We start from the raw sequence: 17,710 nt of genomic DNA, 5'->3' as shown, positions 1-17,710 counted from the left end.
TTGTTATTATTTATATTTTTAAATATCTAAGAACATAAAACAACCTGTCTTATGATACAATATTATATCATAAGATGATTTTTAAAGTCTAAAAACTACCTGACATTATGAAAGAGACCCTAACAAGTTTATTCGAAAAAGTAATAAAACTGCCAACTACATTCGGTTGCTATAAAATGCTAAATGAAAATAAAAAAATACTCTATATTGGAAAAGCAAAAAATTTAAGATCAAGAATAAAAAGTTATTTTTTAGAAAAAAAAAGTCATAAAATTAAAATTTTAATGAAAAATGTAAAATCAATAGAAGTTATTACAACAAACAGCGAATACGAAGCATTGCTTTTAGAATGCAATTTAATCAAAACTCACAAACCTGATTACAATGTAAAATTAAAAGACGGGAAGGGTTATCCCATGGTAAGAATAACTCATGAAAAATATCCAAGAATTTTCAAAACTAGAAAAATAATTAATGACCAAAGCGAATATTTTGGCCCATTCACCAATGTAAAAAAATTAGACCAAGTATTAGATTTTATTAACAAAACATTTAAAATTAGAAAGTGTAAAAAAAAATCCAAGGTTCCTTGTCTATATTACCATATGGGACAGTGCCTTGGAGTATGCTACAAAGAAAACCTTGAAAAAGAATATCAAAAAGAGCTATATAAGGCAAAATCCATACTAAAAGGGAATATATCAGGAATATTAAGCCAAATTGACATTAAATTAAAACTTGCTGTACAAAAAGAAGACTTTGAAGCTGCTATTAAATTAAAAGAAATTAAAAGCTCTTTAATAGAAATTAATCAAATCCAAATCGTTACAAAAACCAATAATTTAAACATTGACTATGTACATGTTCATACAGGAGAAAATATAAATATAATAATGGTATTAAAATACAGAAATGGGAAATTAGTTGAAAGAGATGCAAACTTTGATGTAAGTATATGTAGAAAAGATGAGTTGGTTTTACAATTTTTGACTCAATATTATACATCTATTAATATGATAGTGCCTGACAAAATTCACATATTTATTAAAGATGTTGACACTAAAAATGTTGAAAAATTAATAAATGAGATTAAAAATACAAAAACAGAAATTATTTACAAAGAAACAGAAAAAATTTTAAAAATAAGGGAAATGGCCATATCTAATGCTGAATTATCTTTAAAAGAGTATGAAAATAAAAGCAACAACGCGCTTGAGAGTTTAAAAATTTTTCTAGAAATGGATAAACTTCCCAAAATAATTGAAGGATTTGACATTGCTCATCTTGAAGGTCAAGAAACAGTAGCTTCTATGGTTGCTTTTAAAATGGGCATACCCCTTAAAGAAAGCTATAAGCTTTACAGGCTAAAATCACTATTAAAAGGAGAGGTTGACGACTTCAAGGCAATAAAAGAAGTGATTTTAAGAAGATATTCAGAAATAATCAATAAAAACTTAGAACTACCAAATTTAATTTTAATTGACGGAGGAAAGGGACAATTAAGCGCTGCTTTTTCTGTCTTAAAAGGCTTAAAAATAGAAAACAAAGTTAAAGTCTGCTCGTTGGCAAAAAAACAAGAAACAATATTCTTAACAACCAACAAAAAAGGAATAAATCTGCCCCAAGGACATCCTGCTCTTAGGATACTGCAAAATGTAAGAGATGAAGCACATAGAAAAGCTAACGGATTTAACAAAAAAAGAAGGGAAAAAATAACCCTATTATATACAAAAATAAATGGAATTGGAGAAAAAAAAGCCCAAAAAATATTAAAATTAATTGGAACCTATGAGGATATATTACCTTTAAGTGAAAATGAAATTTCAGAAAAAATAAAAGTAAATATTCAACTTGCAAGAAAAATAAAAAAATTTGCAATAAAAGAAAACTCAATAAAAAATCATAATCACAATAAATAAATTTTAAATTTAATCAAAATTTTAAACTGGATTATTATTTATTAATATTTTTTAAAATAAAAACACTATTTGAAATTCCAGGTGATAAAGCCAAAAAAAGATCATTGATAAGCTTATTTCTAACTTGCACATCTAAAATATCTCCTAAAAGCTCTATTTTATAGTCTCCATAAGAACTCTTGACTACTCTAAAAAAATGAACAATCTCAATGTAATCAAAATTATCTAAATCTCCAACAACTTCATTTACTAAATTGTCAAATATTTTTTTACGCTCTTTTTTTTCTAAAATTTTAATCTTTGAAAATCCTCCTTCAATTTTATTTAATTTAGCCAAAAATTTCTCTATCCCGTTTTGAAAATTAATATTTTTAATAATAACTTTAAATTCAAAGCCGTTAGAAATATTTTTTTTACCTATTATTTCATATCTTAGATTATTAAAAAATAAAGGATAAAAAATAAAATCATTCTTTACCTGAGATTTTAACCCGCGAATTTTTGCCTTCAGATCATCATCACCTGGAATATTTAAATAATCAAAAAATATTTTGGGATTGCTTTGCAAATTTTTAACAGAATCAAAAAACCCTATTAAACAAATTTCTGCTAATCTGGATTCAGATCTACAGGATAAAAAATAAAACAATAAAATCCAAATTAATTTTTGCTTCATACATTAAAAATTAAATTTTGATTCTGCAGAACAATGTATTAAAAAATTATTATTGAGCTTTAAGATTGAAAATATTAAAAAATATGACAAATTTTGATGAATATTTTTAGAATAAATCCTCAAATATAAATCAAACTTATATAAAATTTTTAAAACAATTTTTATTTCTGCAATTGAATAATTTTTAATCCCGATTCTATAAATTTTATTTAATGAAAAAAAGATTTTATTTTTATTCAATGCGCTCTGCAAACTTCCACCTGCATTATAATCTATTTGCACCTTTAGCAATCTTTTAAATTGCCAAATAAGACTCATTAAAACATTAATAAAATCTTCTCCCTGATCCAAAATAGACTTAATCTTTATCAAAGAATGAGTCATATCTTTTTTTAAAATTGAATTAAATAAAGAAAAAGAGTTCTCAAAGCGAACAAAACTAATCCAAGAAGCTATATCTTCCTCATTAATGGTATTGTTCTTAGCAAAAAGTGCAAAAGAATCTATATAAAATTTCAAAATTTTAGTATCTGAATTTAGCATTAAAAGCATTAAATTTATTGCAGAATCTGTAATTTCAATATTAAGATTAAAAAAATTTCTTTTTACAAATGTAAATTTGTCATCATCAGAAATCTCATAAAAAACTTTTTTTATAAACTTAAGCTTATTATTAAAATCAATGTTACATGTATTACTATTAGAAATAAAAATCACAGTTTTATTGCCAGCCTTTAAAATTGCACTACATACTAGCTCTAAATCTTTTTCTGCTTTTAAAAGTTCAGACTCATAAACAATAAAAATTTCCTTTTTCGAAAAAAAAGAATTGGAAAACAGTTTCTCAACAAATTCAACAGCTGAGAGTTCTGACAAAAAAATTTTAGTAACTGAAACTTCTGATTTAAAAGCATCCATCTTGATTAACAGCTCTTTTAAATAAGCTTCTTTTAAGCCCTGCTCACTACCTAACAATAAATAAACCACTTGCATTAAAGTAAATTATAATCCAAATGACAAATATATTATACTTAAACTAGGAGGAGAATATGAAAGTTGCAATATTTACAGATACATATATCCCAGAAAAAAATGGGGTGGCAACATCAATAAAGCAAATTAAAGAAGGATTTGAAAAAAATGGCTATGAGGTTTACATATTTTGTCCAAAATCCAAAAAATCTTCAAAAGAAAAAAACGTTTACAGATGCCCATCTATTCAAATAAATAAAAAACTTGATGCTGTAATAGCTTTTCCCAGCAAAAACAAAATATCTAAAATAATAAAAAGCTATAAACCGGACATCATTCATACTCACTCCGAATTTTCTATGGGAAAAATTGGGAAACAAATTGCATTAAAACAAAACATACCAATAGTTCACACAAGCCATACAATGTGGGATTATTATTTACATTACTTAGGAATTTTTAAATATTTTATTAAACCCGATAAAATGATGCAAAAACATTATAATAAAATAAAATATTTTATTTACCCATCAAGTAAAGCAAAAGAAAGGTATTTCCAACTTTCAAATAACTCTAACTATAAAATAATTCCAAATGGAGTTGATAGAAAGCTTTTTATAAAAACTTTAAGCAAAGAAAAAAAAGACGAAATCTTTAAAAAACACAATATAAAACAAAAAGACAAGATAATCATATTTGTTGGAAGAATAAATAAAGAAAAAAACATAAATTTATTAGTAATACATTTAAAAGACCTTTTAATACAAAACAAAAATTACAAGCTTATCATTATTGGCAAAGGAGGCGAAGAAAAGGAAATAAAAAATTTTAGCATCAAGCATGGACTTGAAAAACAAATATTGTTAATAGGAACAATCCCATGGGAAGAAATATGCTATTACTACAAAATTTCCGACATCTTTACTAGTTTATCAAGAAGCGAAGTATATCCAATGACAGTAATAGAAGCATTAACTGCTGGAATACCTGCTATTTTAATAAATGATTATATCTATAAAGACGTAATAAAAGAAGGAATAAATGGATTCTTAATAAAAAAGTATGAAAACTTATCCCAATATATAGACAAAGTAATAAAAGATGATAAAATACTAAAAACATTTAAACAAAATGCAAAAAAATCCTCTATTAAATTTTCAAGTCATTTTTTTACAAAAAAAATTGAAAATTATTACTCAGAAATTATTGCAAGACAAAATCATTGATATACCTTATCAAAAGGTATAAAACAAATTGGAAGCTTAATTTTCATATCCAATAAAATATTTTTAATAGATTCTCCAATAAAATATTGAAAATCCCAAAAAACCTCTGTATTAACAAAAAATCGAGCCTGTACAACTATGTAATAGGGAGTGTATTTTTTTACAATAAGAGTAGGAGAGCAAATCTCAACATTAAATTTTTTATTATCAAAAATTATTAAATTCTCTATTTTATCTTTTAATAAAGCAATATTCGTATCATAGGGAACTTGAAAAGAAATTACAACTCTTCTTCTAGGATTTGCCGAAAAATTAACAACAAAATTAGAGGTAAGCTTACTGTTTGGAATTTTAATAATCTCTTCGTCAAATGTTTTAAGTGTAGTAAAAAAAATTTGGACATTCTCAACCAAGCCTTCCACATCGCCACATTTAATATGATCTCCACACTTAAAAAACTTAGAATTCAAAACAATAAATCCGCTAACAAAATTAGATAAAATGCCCTGAGCAGCAAGCCCAATAGCAAGCCCTAATGATCCAAATACAGCAATAATAGATGTTGTAGGCACCCCAAGGTATGGCAATATTATTAAAACAATAATAAAATCTGTTAATATTTTAAAAAAAGATTTTAAAAAGTTAAAAACTGTAACTTCTAGCTTCTCCTCTAATCTAGACTTTTCCAAAGTTCTAAATAAAATTTTACCTATTTTCTTAACTATTAACTTTAAAAAATACCATAGAGCTATGGCTATCGAAACTTTCAAACCATAGCCTATCACACTCTCAAGGATATGATTAAAATAATCTTGAAATATAAAAAACTCCTTAAACAAACTAAACTTTCCTTTTAAGCTTCATATAAATTAATTGAAATTATAGCACAAAAGCAAATAAAATTTTCTAATAGAAAAACTCTAGTAAACACAATAAAGAAATGTTTCAAAGTCACAATAAAGCATGTTTTAATCATCTTTATTCAACAATAAAATACACAATACAATAATATTTGTGGTAAAATTAGTGCCGAAGGTTTTTACTAAATTTGACAAAACAAATAAATAAAAAGAAACAAAAAAAAATATATGAAATTCTGGACTTGTTTTTACTTGTCTTTAAAACAACAACACTTACAATTGGCGGAGGATTAATAATTATATCTGAGCTTAAAAAAATACTTGTCAAAAAAAGAAAAATAATGTCTGATGACGACTTTAACAAAATACTAGCAACATCAAATGTTATTCCTGGAGTTACAGCGATTAACTTTGTGTTCCTAGTAGGAAAAAAATTTGGAGGTTTCCCATGCGCACTTTTACTCGTTGTTGCTGGAATTTTGCCTTCCATTATTGCAATAATAATAGTTTTCCTTTATCTAAAGTTAGTACCGGGGAATATATATATTGAAAAATTTCTAGAAGGCGCAAAAGTCTCTTCAATTATCATAATGTCAGCAGTTGTTTTAAAATTTTCAAAAAAAATGTTGAATAATTCCATAATAAAATGGACAATATGTTTTCTTGTGGTTTTTGCAATTTTTAAATTAAAAATAAGAATATCATACATACTGCTAATTTTCTTTTTAATATACACATTAAAATATATAGCAATAAAAAAAATATTAACTAAGTAAAAAAAAGGATATCGGTTGATTTTAATAAATTTATTCATTACATTTTTAAAAATCGGATTATTTAATTTAGGAGGCGGCAATGGAATTTCGGCGATAATAAACAATGAAATAATTAATAATAAACAGTGGATAACAAAAGAAGAATTTGTCAATATGATTACAATATCAAGAATAACCCCTGGGCCTATTGCCACAAACATAGCAACATACGTTGGAATGAAAATCGCAGGAATTACAGGAGCAATAATTGCAACAGTAGCACTAATAACAGCTCCAATAATAATAATGATTATAATCCTACTAATGCTACACAAAATAAGCTTTTTAAATTATTGTCTAGAAAATCTAAAACCTATTATTGTTGCACTGTGGATAATTACAATAATCATTTTGCTAGAAAACACATATTTAAAGATAGAGAACGGCAAAACAGAATTTTTAAAAACCTTGACTATTGTGGGAATTAATTTTTTTATTTTATTTTTTTATAATAAAACAAGCCCCGCATTAGTAATTATACTTAGCGGATTTTTTTATATATTAATATAAATATGATTAAACAAAAACTAAAATTATCTCAAAATTTAAACTCAATTCAAATACAAACAATAAAAATATTGAGCCTTAACAAAAAAGAATTAGCACACCTTATACTAGAAGAATACGAAAATAACGAATGCCTAGAAATAGACTCAAATAAAATATTTTTTGAAACATTAAAAACATATAGGTTTAAAAAAAATTTTTATAAAAAAGATGGCATTATAAAAAATCAACACGACATAGCTCTTGAAAAAACACAAACAAATACTTCTTTAAAAGAACACCTTTTGCTACAATTGAGAATTCAAAGAATAGATGAAGATGAACTTAAAATAGGTGAAATATTAATAAACAATCTAAATAATAAAGGTTTTCACATAATAAATCCTTATGATCTTTTTAAAAAGGAAGAAAGAGAAAAAGTAAAAAAAATAATTGAACTTATTCAAAAATTTGATCCGATTGGAATTTGTGTACCCAATATAATAGAATCGTTAATTTTACAAGCAAAGCATCATAAATTAGAAACCAATATTATTAAAATTCTTGAAAAAGCAGAGCTTCTTGAAAAAACTCAAGAAAAGCTAAAAAAAGAACTCAAAATAAGAAGTAAAGAATTTAACAGGGCTTTAGAAATTATCAGACAAAAACTCAACCCCAACCCAACACTTGAATTTAAAGACCCAGACGATACTAATTTCTATATTGATCCAGATATATTAATAATAAACCACAATAACAAATTTGAAATTAAAATCAAAGAGGTTAGCATTTTTAAAAAAGAGCTTAAAAGAACAACTAAAAATCCCCAAAAACAAAAAAAAGCAAAATGGTTAATCGAATCATTACGCTATAGAGACGAAATACTTGCAAAAATAGGAATAGCTATATACACATTCCAAAAAGAATTCCTAAGAAGGGGTTTTAAAAGCTTAAGGCCAATGAACTTAAACATTTTGTCAGAAAAAATCAGTGTATCAAAATCAACAATATCAAGAACAATAAAAAATAAATATTTAAAATGCGACTGGGGCACCATATTAATCAAAGAGCTCTTCAGCTCTGTTGGTGGAGCAAAAACAAATGAATTTTCAAAAATAAGCATTAAAGTAACAGTAAAAAAGCTGTTAGAAGTAAATAAAAAGATGTCAGATAAAGCAATTTCTGCTATACTAAAATCCAAAGGAATCTCTATTTCTAGAAGAACAGTAAATAAGTATAGAAATGAATTAAAGTCTGAGAAAGGAAGAATATATTATGGAACCTAAAATCCAAACAGTTAATTATAGCTTAAATGAGGGTGAAAAAATTTTTATTTTCAAAAAACTAGAAAAATTCGACACTCATATCAAAAAACATGTAGAAAATTTAAAAATTACAATCAAAAAAGAACATGAGCTTTTTGAATTAGACGCACATGTTCACTTTAATTGGGGGAAAATAATACATATAAGAGAAGATGGAAAAATACTTCTAAGCCTTATTGATAGCACAATAGAAAAACTTTATAAAGCAATAGCTAAAGAAAAAGAGAAAAAAAATAACAAATAAAATAAGTAAAAAATGCAGGAAGTAGAAATCGAGATAATAAATAAAAACGGAATACATTCAAGGCCAGCAAACATCATTGCTGAATTCTTAAATAAACACTCTTCGTGTGATATAGAAATAACAACAAAAGATGGTAAAAAAACTAAAGCGAAATCTATAATAGGAATCATCATATTAGGAATAGTACACAAAGAAAAAGTAAAAATAGCCGTCGTCGGGGAGAAAGAAATACCGGCAATTAAAAATTTATCAAACTTAATAAAATATAATTTTTCAAAAGAGCTTGAAAAATGAATAAAAAAATTTTTTGCATAACAGTGCTACTGCATTTGCCCAATCTTCTATTTTCATACTCAATAAAATATGATATTGAAGCAAAAATGTCATATTTTGTCATGAGTCTGGCGATCATTGTAATCTCATCAATTTTACTAGGGAATCTAGTAGCAAAATTAGGGATTCCAAAAGTAATAGGACAAATAACAGCAGGAATAATTCTAAGTCCGAATGCCTTTGGAAAAATTCAAATTCCTTTATTATTCCCATTAGGGATAACTCAAATTGGAGAAAATTATTTAATAGACGAAAAAATATTCGCAATCTCTACCATAGCTTCAATAATATTGCTTTTCACAGCAGGACTTGAAACTGACTTAAAATTGTTTATCAAATTTTTGCCTCGTGGAGGAATTATTGGAATAACTGAAGTTGTTGGAACCTTCACAAGTTTTGTACTAATGGCTAGCATAATTTTTAATGTTCCTCTAATAAGTCCAACCTCGCTTTTTATTGGAATAATTGGAACTCCAACATCAGCAGGAATAGCAGCAAGTATACTCTCAGCACAAAAAAAATTGAGTACTTCAGAAGGAGCTACAATAATATCAACTTCGATTATTGATGATGTACTTTCAATGCTTATGCTTACAAGTGTAATAACTATATCAAGATCTATGTCAGATCTTGATATAGCAAGCTCGATTAAAACTATAATTCAAAACATAGTAATTTGGTTATGCTTAACTTTCTCTTTAATATATATATCAGAAACACTCTCAAGACTGTTGAAAAAATTAAACAGTGTCACCTTGGCAACCGTAATAACGCTCTCGCTAGCCTTTACTGTTGCAAGCATTTTCCAAAATCTAGGAATGTCTTTTGTTGTTGGAGCTTATGTATTTGGACTTGCCATGTCAAAAACAGATATTGTATACGTAATTCAAGATAAACTAACAATCTTTGAAAGATTTTTTATCCCAATCTTTTTTACATCAATTGGGCTTATGTCAGATATTAATGAAATACTCTCAAAAGAAGTTCTTATTTTAGGAATAGCAATTAGCACAATGGCAATAATTACAAAAAGTATATTTTGTTTCATTCCCACACTCTTTTTGGGATTTAACAAACTTGGGGCCTTAAAAATTGCAACCGGAATGGTTCCAAGAGGAGAAGTTTCACTTATTATTGCAAATGTCGCATTATCTTCGGGATTTATTAGCCAAAAAATATTTGGAATCATAATAATAATGGTATTTTTGCCAACAATAGTTGCAACACCCATAATAAACTTTTTATTCAAAATAAATAAAAGCGGACTTAAAAAAGAGCTCCCAATAGACCAAAATACACACATATGCGTATCATTTGAATATGATAATTTAGCCAAAATTCTTGTATGGGACTTAAAAAATGAGTTAAGAAAAGAAGGGTTTTTCACACAACAAATTAAAAATGATTCTTCACAATATATTAATGCAAGAAAAAACAATATATCCTTCTCAATCAAACGAGAGGGTAGTAAAATCACATTCGAATGCCCAAATAATCACTTAATTATAATACAAGATCTTTTTAGAGAAACAATTTTAAACCTAGAAAAAATAACCAAAGAAGTTGAAACGGTTTCTTTAAGGGCAAAAAAACTAGATTATTCAATAAATTATGATAAAATCCTTAGTAATATAAAACTAAATAAAAGAATAAAAAAGGAAAACATTATTTTAGAATTAAAAGCAAGCAATAAGGCTGATGTACTAAGAGAACTTCTAAGCGTAATAAACATTGAAATTGACAAAGAAAGAATATTCCAAGATTTAATGGAAAGAGAAAAATTAATTACTACTGCACTAAAAGAGGGTTTTGCTATTCCCCATTTAAAAACAAACCTAATCTCAAAAATACATATTGCAATAGGAATAAGCCATGAAGGGATTGACTTTAATGCTCTTGACAAGAATTTAAGCCATGTTTTTATATTAATACTATGCCCAGCAAAAGATTACGTTAGCTACCCTAGAATTTTAGCATCTGTTGTAGGCAAAGTTGATCTATATAAAAAAGAGATTTTAAATGCAAAAACAGACAAAGAAATTTATAATATAATAGTGAGTTGAATTATGTTTAAGATCATCAAATGTAATGAATTGAATGAAAAACTAATAAACAAAAAAGTTGAAATAAATGCTTGGGTAAAAAAAATTAGGCACCACGGAAAATTTACATTTCTAAACATAAGAGACAGATATGAAAAAGCACAAGTTTTAGTAACCGAAGAAGACCTTTTAAAGATTGTAGAAAAAATAAAACTTGAATATTGCATTAAAATTCAAGGATTATTAATCAAAAGGCCTTCCGACATGATAAATTCAAATATGAAGACGGGCTGTTTTGAAATATTGGCAAAAAACATTGAAATTATCTCAAAGTGTAATGAATTGCCATTTATGATAGAAGATGACAATAATGCAAGTGAAAACTCAAAGCTTGAATATAGATACTTAGATTTAAGAAGAGATTCATTGAAAAATAAAATTATTTTAAGATGCCAAGCTACTCATCTTATTAGAAATTTCTTAGTAAAAAGAAAGTTTTTAGAACTAGAAACTCCAACTTTTGTAAAATCAACTCCAGAAGGCGCAAGATCCTTTGTCATCCCCTCAAGGATTCACAAAGGATCTTTTTATGCCCTACCTCAATCTCCACAACTTTACAAACAACTTATAATGATAGCGGGATTTGATAAATACTTTCAAATAGCCCGTTGCTATAGAGACGAAGATTCAAGAGGAGATAGACAGCCGGAGTTCACGCAGCTTGATCTTGAAATGAGCTTTATCAAAAAAGAAAATATTTTTAAATTAATAGAAAATATGCTTTTTTCAATATTTAAAAATTGCCTTAATATTAACTTACCTAAAAAATTTAAAAAAATAACATATAAAAAAGCAATGAACAAATATGGAAGCGATAAACCAGATACTAGATTTGAGCTTACATTACAAGATATAAGTCGCAATCTAAAAAATTCAGAATTCAATGTATTCAAAGATACCCTAAAACACAAAGGTTCAATTAAAATTTTAATAGTGAAAGATAAAGCGGATCAGTTCTCAAGAACAAAAATAAATAATTTAGAAGAAATTGCAAATCTTTACAAAACACAAGGGTTTTATTTTACAAAAATTGAAAACAATAAATTTTCTGGAGGAATTGCAAAATTTTTAAAAACAGAAGAACAACAATTAATAAAAGCCTATTCTCTAGAAAATAATGACATAATTTTCTTTACAGCTAATAACAAATGGGAAACTGCCTGCAAAGCAATGGGACAAATTAGAATAAAAATTGCAAACGATCTTGGACTAATAGATGAAAATAAATTTGAATTTATATGGGTCTATGACTTTCCGCTGTTTGAATATAACGAAAATACAAAAACCTATACACCAGCTCATCATATGTTCTCGCTTCCCAAAAAGCGGTATATTAACAATTTAGAAAAAAATCCAAACAAAACTATAGGCGAAATTTATGATCTTGTTTTAAATGGAGTAGAGCTTGGTTCAGGTTCAATTAGAATACATAATAAAGAGCTTCAACAAAGAATTTTTAATATAATAGGATTCCAAAAAGAAAAATCAGAAGATAGGTTTGGATTTTTTCTAAAAGCATTAGAATATGGAGCTCCCAATCATGGTGGAATTGCAATTGGTATTGATAGGCTAATAATGCTAATGACAAAATCAACCTCAATAAAAGATGTAATACTCTTTCCTAAGAATTCTTTTGCATCAAGTCCTCTTGACGATTCTCCCTCTAAGATCTCAAATGAACAACTCAAAGAGCTGGGAATCAATATTGTTACTGATAATGCTTAAATTCATAATATAATTTATACCATATACCTTTAAAATTATAAAAATCAAGCAATCCATATTTCTTGGGATTTTCCAACATTCTACTGTTCTTTCAAGAAATTAAACCTCAAAGCTCAAATTTAATTTTTCACAAAAAACATATAAAACCAATCCAAAACAAAAATGCTTTTTTAAAATTTAAAAGCAATATATTGAATAATCAATAACTTTATAATCCAATATTCTAAAACAGAATAAAACAATAAAAAAGTTATTCAAAAAGCAGTTTGCAAATAAAAATTCACTAATTTTTATTTAATTCCTATTAATATTATTAAGGTTTTTGCATGCAATCTTCACACGGTCTTTCATGGAAATTTCAGCTTCTCTTAACCAAGCTCTTGGATCATAAAATTTCTTATTTGGAATATCAATATCCTTGCCATCTCCTAATTGACTTTGCAAACGACTTTCATTTTTTTTATAATAACTTAAAACACCCTCCCAAGCAGCCCACTGTGTATCTGTATCAATGTTCATCTTTACAACCCCATAAGAAAGTGCCTCATTAATCTCATCAATTGTAGATCCAGATCCCCCATGAAAAACATAAGAAACCGGCTTAGCAACATTTACTCCTGTTTTTGATATAACATAATCTTGACCATCTTTTAATACTTTTGGAGTAAGCTTAACATTACCTGGTTTATATACTCCATGTACATTTCCAAAAGCTGCTGCAATTTGAAAATTTGGGCTAATCTTTAAAAGTTCTGAATATCCATAATAAATATCCTCGGGAGTTGAAAATAATTCATGTGAAGCTCTATCCGAATTGTCAACTCCATCTTCCTCCCCACCTGTAATTCCAAGCTCTATTTCTAAAAACATTTCAATTTTTGCCATTCTCTCTAAGAATTTTTTAGAAATTTCAATATTTTCCTTAATAGGTTCTTCTGATAAATCTAACATGTGTGAAGAAAATAATGGCCTTTTATGCTGACTATAATATTCCTCACCATATTCTAAAAGTCCTTCAACCCAAGAAAGCAAATTTTTAGCACAATGATCAGTATGAAGAACAACGGGAACACCATAATGTTCCGCCATTAAATGAACATGCATAGCTCCAGAAATAGCTCCAACTATTGAAACCCCTTGTGATTTTTCCATCTTCAATCCTTTCCCACAAATAAAAGCAGAACCACTATTAGAGAATTGTATCATAATGGGAGAATTAATTTCTTTTGCTGCTTCCAAAACCGCATTAATAGAATTTGTTCCTATACAATTGATAGAAGGTATGGCAAATCCTTCCTTTTTGCATATTTCATATAAAGAATGCAGTTCTTTTCCATAAACTACACCTGGTTTAATTTTATCTAAAACACCCATTTACATCACTCCTTTTTATTTTATTTTTTCTTTTATCAAATACCTATAACAAATTATACACCTAAGAAGTTAAATTGAATTTAAATAAATCAACAATTATTGAACCAAAAGCAAACATAAAATTTATTAAAATTTATCATTTTGCATAAAAAAATTTAAAATCAAAACCTATCGGCAGACTCTAACGCTTTATACCACTGTGAGAATTCTTTTATTCCCTCTTTAATAGAAGTTTTAGCCCCATACCCCACATCATTTTTAAGTTTTGAAATATCACAACAACTTTCCACAACATCTGCTTTTTGCATAGGCATATAATTTTTTAAAGCCTTTTTATCAAAATTAGCTTCAAGCTCTTTAATAAAATCTAACAATTTAGTTGCATGTCCAGTTCCTATGTTATATATCCTGTAAGGAAAAGAAGATGTTGACGAATTTGGATTTTTAACATCAAAATTGCAATCACTCTTAGCGGGTCTTTTCAACACTTTGCAAACACCATTTGCAATGTCCCTAACATATGTAAAATCTCTGGCCATATTCCCATCGTTAAAAATATTAATAGGCTCACCATTTTTAATTCCCTCCGAAAATAAATATAAAGCCATATCAGGTCTTCCATAAGTTCCATAAACTGTAAAAAATCTAAGCCCTGTTGTGGGAATATTAAAAGATGCACTATAAGCATGCGCTATCATCTCATTAGATTTTTTACTAGCTGCATATAAATTTAAAGGATGATCCGTAATAGAATCTTCGCTAGAAGGAATATTCTCATTTATACCATAAACCGATGAAGTTGAGGCATAAACAAAATGCTTGATGTTTTCTTTATAAACTCTGCATACATCTAAAACATTAAAAAATCCAACAATATTTATTGAAACATAGCTATCAGGATTTTCAAGACTATCTCTAATGCCAGCTTGAGCAGCCAAATGACAAACATGTGTAAACTTATGACCTTTAAAAAGTTCTAATAGTTCATCTTTATTTAGTATATCAAGATAAGCAAAAAATAAATTATTATATTTCTCACTCTTAATAATCTTATGAGATTTAACATTCTTAAAACAAAATCCTAAAGCTTCTAATCTTTCATGCTTAAATTTTAGTTCATAATAATCATTTAATATGTCTACACCCAAGACTTCATGTCCTTCTTCTACAAGCTTTTTAGCTACATGAAACCCAATAAACCCTGCAATTCCAGTTAAAAAAATCTTCATATTATCACTCCTACTTAAAATTCAATATAAACTAACACCATTAATCATTTTTTAAAACCGAGATCTCTTTTTTGGTAACTGCGAGAATTATTACCGCTAAATCTATTATTTCTGATATAAGAAACTCTTATTCTCTTTATATTTCCATCACCCTCGCTTTCAGTTTTTATATCACTATAACGATTCAAAGTTGTATGAATAATTCTTCTTTCAAAAGGATTCATTGATGGCAATAAAATAGAACGTCTAGTCCTTTTGACTTTATGAAAAGAATTTATTGCTAAATTAATAAACCTAGATTTAAATCGTTCTCTATAATCTCCAATATCCAATATAACCCTATTAAAAGTACCAGTCTCACCAATAAGCTTGGCTGTATAAACATTTGTCAAAAGTTGTAAAGAATCTAAATTTTTACCCTCTCGCCCAATCAAAATATTTGGACTATCTGTCTCAATGGAAATTTTAATATGCCCCCCTTCTTTGGGCTCTATTGTCAAGTTTACAGAATATCCCATTTTAATTAGCATTTCTTTTACAAATTCTAAAATTTTATCACAAATTTCATCCCCAATTTTAATTTCAAAACCACCTTTTTTAACTTCCTTTATATGAGGAGAAACCCTTATTTTAATCATTTCTTTCTTAAATAAAAATCCAACTTTTTCTTTATCTAAAATTTCTACATCAAACTCACCTTCTTTTAATTCCAGGTCTCTCATTGCTTTCTTTATTGCTTCTTGTTCGGTTTTACCGTAAAATTCATAGCTCATATTATTCCCCCTTTTAAGACAAATGCATTTTTATATAGTATTGCTGCAAAATAGTAAAAATATTTGTTGTAATCCAATATATCAAAAGCCCTGATGGCATATTGTAAAGTATGAAAAAAAACATAATAGGCATTCCAAAATATAAAAACTTCTGTTGTGATCCAAGATTTCTTAAATCAATATTAGAACTAACAATTGTAGACCCCAATTGAGTAAACATCATAATAAAAGGCAAAATTCTAATATCAGTCCAAGAAATAAAATAAAGCTTATATCCAAAATGATATACACTGTCACCAATAGACAAATCATCAATCCATCCTGGAATAAAACTAGCTCCTCTTAATAAAAACAAATTATTTACAAGCGAGTAAAGAGCAAAAAATATAGGAAGCTGTAAAATTACAGGAAGACATCCCCCAAGAGGATTAACCCCTTCTTCTTTATAAAGCCTTCCCATCTCTTCATTTAACTTCTTAGGATCATGCTTAAACTTTACTTGAAGTTCTTTCATTTTAGGTTGAAGTTTGGAAAGCTCAGCAGTAGCTCTAAATCCCTTAAATGTTAAAGGAAATATAAGTATTCTAACAACAATTGTTAAAAAAATAATTGAAAGCCCCCAATTAGGTATAACATCATAAAAAACTTGCATTACCATTTGCATGGGCATTTGAATCAAATACCACAAACTCTTTTCTACTGACATCCCAAAAGAAATATCAGACAAAGCAAAGGTATTCTCACCATTCTTATCAAAAATATCTAGGTATCTACTGTCCTTAGGCCCAGCATAAATAAAAAATTCATCACTAATGTTATTTTTATTTCTAATATTATTGACAATAAACGCCTTGAGAATTCCTCTTTCCTTCTTAAACTCAACCTCCATATTCTCTTTAAAAACCAACACCTCAAAATACTTAGTGCTAGAACCAATCCATCTGGGATTGGTAATCCTTAAATCAGCTTTACCATATTTAAGTTTATTGTCATAATAAATTATTTGAGGCAAATAATTACTATATTGCAACTTGGCTTTATTACTCAGCCTTTCAATCTCAGAACTAAAAATAATTTTATAATAATCAATATCAAATAAATTACAATCCCCAACACAATTTAAAGTAACTTTAAATTTAATCAAGTATTCATTTTTCTCCGAAAATGTATACTTCTTTACATACTCATAAGTTTTGCCATTATTTTTAAAATAAGCCTTAAATTCATGATTAAAATCATCTATTTTTTTATACAAAAACAAATCCCCTACTAAATAGTCTAAACTAACATCGAAAAAGACTTCATTTTTATAATCAACATTAATCAAATCTGTAGGATCTTTTTCCAAATTTAAATGATTTTTAAGCTTTAATGAAACTAAATTTCCCCTAAATGTTGAAAAAGTAGCAAAATATATTCCTGTTTCTACAACAACATTTTGAGACTTATTAATCAAGTTAAAACTATTGCTTTTACTTAAAAACATTTCATTATCATCAAAACTTTTGTTTAAATCAAACTGCACTTCCTTATCAGAAGACTTAAAGCTTAACAAACTCGAAGAAAGAATATCATTAATAAGCATATAAAGACCTATTAAAAATAAAGACAAATAAACTGTTCTTAAAATTCTTTTATTTTGATTCACTTA

The 17,710-nt window shown here is 27.1% G+C and carries 16 protein-coding genes; 9 read left to right on the top strand and 7 right to left on the bottom strand.

The features are described 5' to 3' along the window. Nucleotides 1–107: 107 nt before the first annotated feature. Nucleotides 108–1,919 (top strand): excinuclease ABC subunit UvrC, encoded by a 1,812-nt coding sequence (gene uvrC, locus QIA31_RS02805; protein WP_301394170.1) that lies wholly within the window; start codon nucleotides 108–110, stop codon nucleotides 1,917–1,919. A 34-nt stretch (nucleotides 1,920–1,953) separates the two neighbouring features. On the opposite strand, the gene QIA31_RS02800 is transcribed toward uvrC, so the two are convergent. Then, nucleotides 1,954–2,595, bottom strand: coding sequence for a hypothetical protein (locus tag QIA31_RS02800; RefSeq protein ID WP_301394169.1), 642 nt, complete (start codon nucleotides 2,593–2,595; stop codon nucleotides 1,954–1,956). A 3-nt stretch (nucleotides 2,596–2,598) separates the two neighbouring features. Then, nucleotides 2,599–3,588, bottom strand: a complete 990-nt coding sequence (gene holA, locus QIA31_RS02795) for a DNA polymerase III subunit delta (protein ID WP_301394168.1) — start codon at nucleotides 3,586–3,588, stop codon at nucleotides 2,599–2,601. A gap of 56 nt (nucleotides 3,589–3,644) precedes the next feature. On the opposite strand from holA, the gene QIA31_RS02790 reads away from it, so the two are divergent. Next, nucleotides 3,645–4,793, top strand: coding sequence for a glycosyltransferase family 4 protein (locus QIA31_RS02790; RefSeq protein ID WP_301394167.1), 1,149 nt, complete (start codon nucleotides 3,645–3,647; stop codon nucleotides 4,791–4,793). Here the strand turns inward: QIA31_RS02790 and QIA31_RS02785 are convergent. Then, nucleotides 4,787–5,632: a mechanosensitive ion channel family protein gene (locus QIA31_RS02785; RefSeq protein WP_301394166.1), complete on the bottom strand. Its 846-nt coding sequence runs from the start codon at nucleotides 5,630–5,632 to the stop codon at nucleotides 4,787–4,789. The two genes, QIA31_RS02790 and QIA31_RS02785, sit on opposite strands and share 7 nt — an antisense overlap. A gap of 209 nt (nucleotides 5,633–5,841) precedes the next feature. On the opposite strand from QIA31_RS02785, the gene QIA31_RS02780 reads away from it, so the two are divergent. Genes QIA31_RS02780 through aspS form a run of 7 tightly spaced genes read left to right on the top strand, consistent with a single transcriptional unit; the run spans nucleotide 5,842 to nucleotide 12,683 of the window. After that, a complete protein-coding gene (locus QIA31_RS02780; protein ID WP_301385656.1) occupies nucleotides 5,842–6,429 on the top strand; it encodes a chromate transporter in 588 nt (195 codons plus the stop codon). A gap of 15 nt (nucleotides 6,430–6,444) precedes the next feature. Continuing rightward, on the top strand, nucleotides 6,445–6,978 hold the full coding sequence (locus QIA31_RS02775) for a chromate transporter (protein WP_301394165.1): 534 nt from the start codon (nucleotides 6,445–6,447) through the stop codon (nucleotides 6,976–6,978). A 2-nt stretch (nucleotides 6,979–6,980) separates the two neighbouring features. Further along, complete coding sequence (rpoN, locus tag QIA31_RS02770) at nucleotides 6,981–8,240, top strand: RNA polymerase factor sigma-54 (protein WP_301394164.1); 1,260 nt, start codon at nucleotides 6,981–6,983, stop codon at nucleotides 8,238–8,240. Beyond that, nucleotides 8,230–8,523 (top strand): HPF/RaiA family ribosome-associated protein, encoded by a 294-nt coding sequence (locus tag QIA31_RS02765; protein ID WP_301394163.1) that lies wholly within the window; start codon nucleotides 8,230–8,232, stop codon nucleotides 8,521–8,523. Before rpoN ends, QIA31_RS02765 begins: the two co-directional genes overlap by 11 nt. Nucleotides 8,524–8,535: 12 nt before the next feature. Further along, nucleotides 8,536–8,817, top strand: coding sequence for an HPr family phosphocarrier protein (locus QIA31_RS02760; RefSeq protein WP_301394162.1), 282 nt, complete (start codon nucleotides 8,536–8,538; stop codon nucleotides 8,815–8,817). Further along, nucleotides 8,814–10,919 (top strand): cation:proton antiporter domain-containing protein, encoded by a 2,106-nt coding sequence (locus QIA31_RS02755; RefSeq protein WP_301394161.1) that lies wholly within the window; start codon nucleotides 8,814–8,816, stop codon nucleotides 10,917–10,919. The genes QIA31_RS02760 and QIA31_RS02755 overlap by 4 nt, the downstream gene beginning before the upstream one ends. 3 nt (nucleotides 10,920–10,922) lie before the next feature. Further along, nucleotides 10,923–12,683, top strand: coding sequence for an aspartate--tRNA ligase (gene aspS, locus QIA31_RS02750; protein WP_301394160.1), 1,761 nt, complete (start codon nucleotides 10,923–10,925; stop codon nucleotides 12,681–12,683). Between the two features lie 294 nt (nucleotides 12,684–12,977). Here the strand turns inward: aspS and fbaA are convergent, their stop codons facing one another. The 4 genes from fbaA to yidC form a co-directional block, all read right to left on the bottom strand. Then, nucleotides 12,978–14,057: a class II fructose-bisphosphate aldolase gene (fbaA, locus tag QIA31_RS02745; protein WP_301394159.1), complete on the bottom strand. Its 1,080-nt coding sequence runs from the start codon at nucleotides 14,055–14,057 to the stop codon at nucleotides 12,978–12,980. 161 nt (nucleotides 14,058–14,218) lie between these two features. Continuing rightward, the gene (locus tag QIA31_RS02740) at nucleotides 14,219–15,286 is read right to left on the bottom strand and encodes an NAD-dependent epimerase (protein ID WP_301394158.1); all 1,068 of its coding nucleotides are present in this window, start codon (nucleotides 15,284–15,286) and stop codon (nucleotides 14,219–14,221) included. A gap of 44 nt (nucleotides 15,287–15,330) precedes the next feature. Next, nucleotides 15,331–16,059 (bottom strand): RNA-binding cell elongation regulator Jag/EloR, encoded by a 729-nt coding sequence (jag, locus tag QIA31_RS02735; RefSeq protein WP_301394157.1) that lies wholly within the window; start codon nucleotides 16,057–16,059, stop codon nucleotides 15,331–15,333. 13 nt (nucleotides 16,060–16,072) lie between these two features. Then, nucleotides 16,073–17,707 carry a membrane protein insertase YidC gene (gene yidC / locus QIA31_RS02730; RefSeq protein WP_301394156.1) on the bottom strand — a complete coding sequence of 545 codons (1,635 nt, stop codon included), beginning with the start codon at nucleotides 17,705–17,707 and terminating at the stop codon, nucleotides 16,073–16,075. Nucleotides 17,708–17,710 lie beyond the last annotated feature (3 nt).

This window comes from [Borrelia] turdi (assembly GCF_030439285.2).
In the GTDB taxonomy this organism is placed as follows: Bacteria; Spirochaetota; Spirochaetia; order Borreliales; family Borreliaceae; genus Borreliella; species Borreliella turdi.
Note: the sequence above shows the minus strand (reverse complement) of the source record. Positions and strands in the feature narration are given on the sequence as shown.

Coding starts and splice junctions, on each gene's coding strand:
- holA (WP_301394168.1), bottom strand. CDS start 3,588: ATGCAAGTGGTTTATTTATTGTTAGGTAGTGAGCAGGGCTTAAAAGAA.
- uvrC (WP_301394170.1), top strand. CDS start 108: ATGAAAGAGACCCTAACAAGTTTATTCGAAAAAGTAATAAAACTGCCA.
- aspS (WP_301394160.1), top strand. CDS start 10,923: ATGTTTAAGATCATCAAATGTAATGAATTGAATGAAAAACTAATAAAC.
- QIA31_RS02755 (WP_301394161.1), top strand. CDS start 8,814: ATGAATAAAAAAATTTTTTGCATAACAGTGCTACTGCATTTGCCCAAT.
- fbaA (WP_301394159.1), bottom strand. CDS start 14,057: ATGGGTGTTTTAGATAAAATTAAACCAGGTGTAGTTTATGGAAAAGAA.
- QIA31_RS02800 (WP_301394169.1), bottom strand. CDS start 2,595: ATGAAGCAAAAATTAATTTGGATTTTATTGTTTTATTTTTTATCCTGT.
- QIA31_RS02765 (WP_301394163.1), top strand. CDS start 8,230: ATGGAACCTAAAATCCAAACAGTTAATTATAGCTTAAATGAGGGTGAA.
- QIA31_RS02790 (WP_301394167.1), top strand. CDS start 3,645: ATGAAAGTTGCAATATTTACAGATACATATATCCCAGAAAAAAATGGG.
- QIA31_RS02760 (WP_301394162.1), top strand. CDS start 8,536: ATGCAGGAAGTAGAAATCGAGATAATAAATAAAAACGGAATACATTCA.
- rpoN (WP_301394164.1), top strand. CDS start 6,981: ATGATTAAACAAAAACTAAAATTATCTCAAAATTTAAACTCAATTCAA.
- QIA31_RS02740 (WP_301394158.1), bottom strand. CDS start 15,286: ATGAAGATTTTTTTAACTGGAATTGCAGGGTTTATTGGGTTTCATGTA.
- jag (WP_301394157.1), bottom strand. CDS start 16,059: ATGAGCTATGAATTTTACGGTAAAACCGAACAAGAAGCAATAAAGAAA.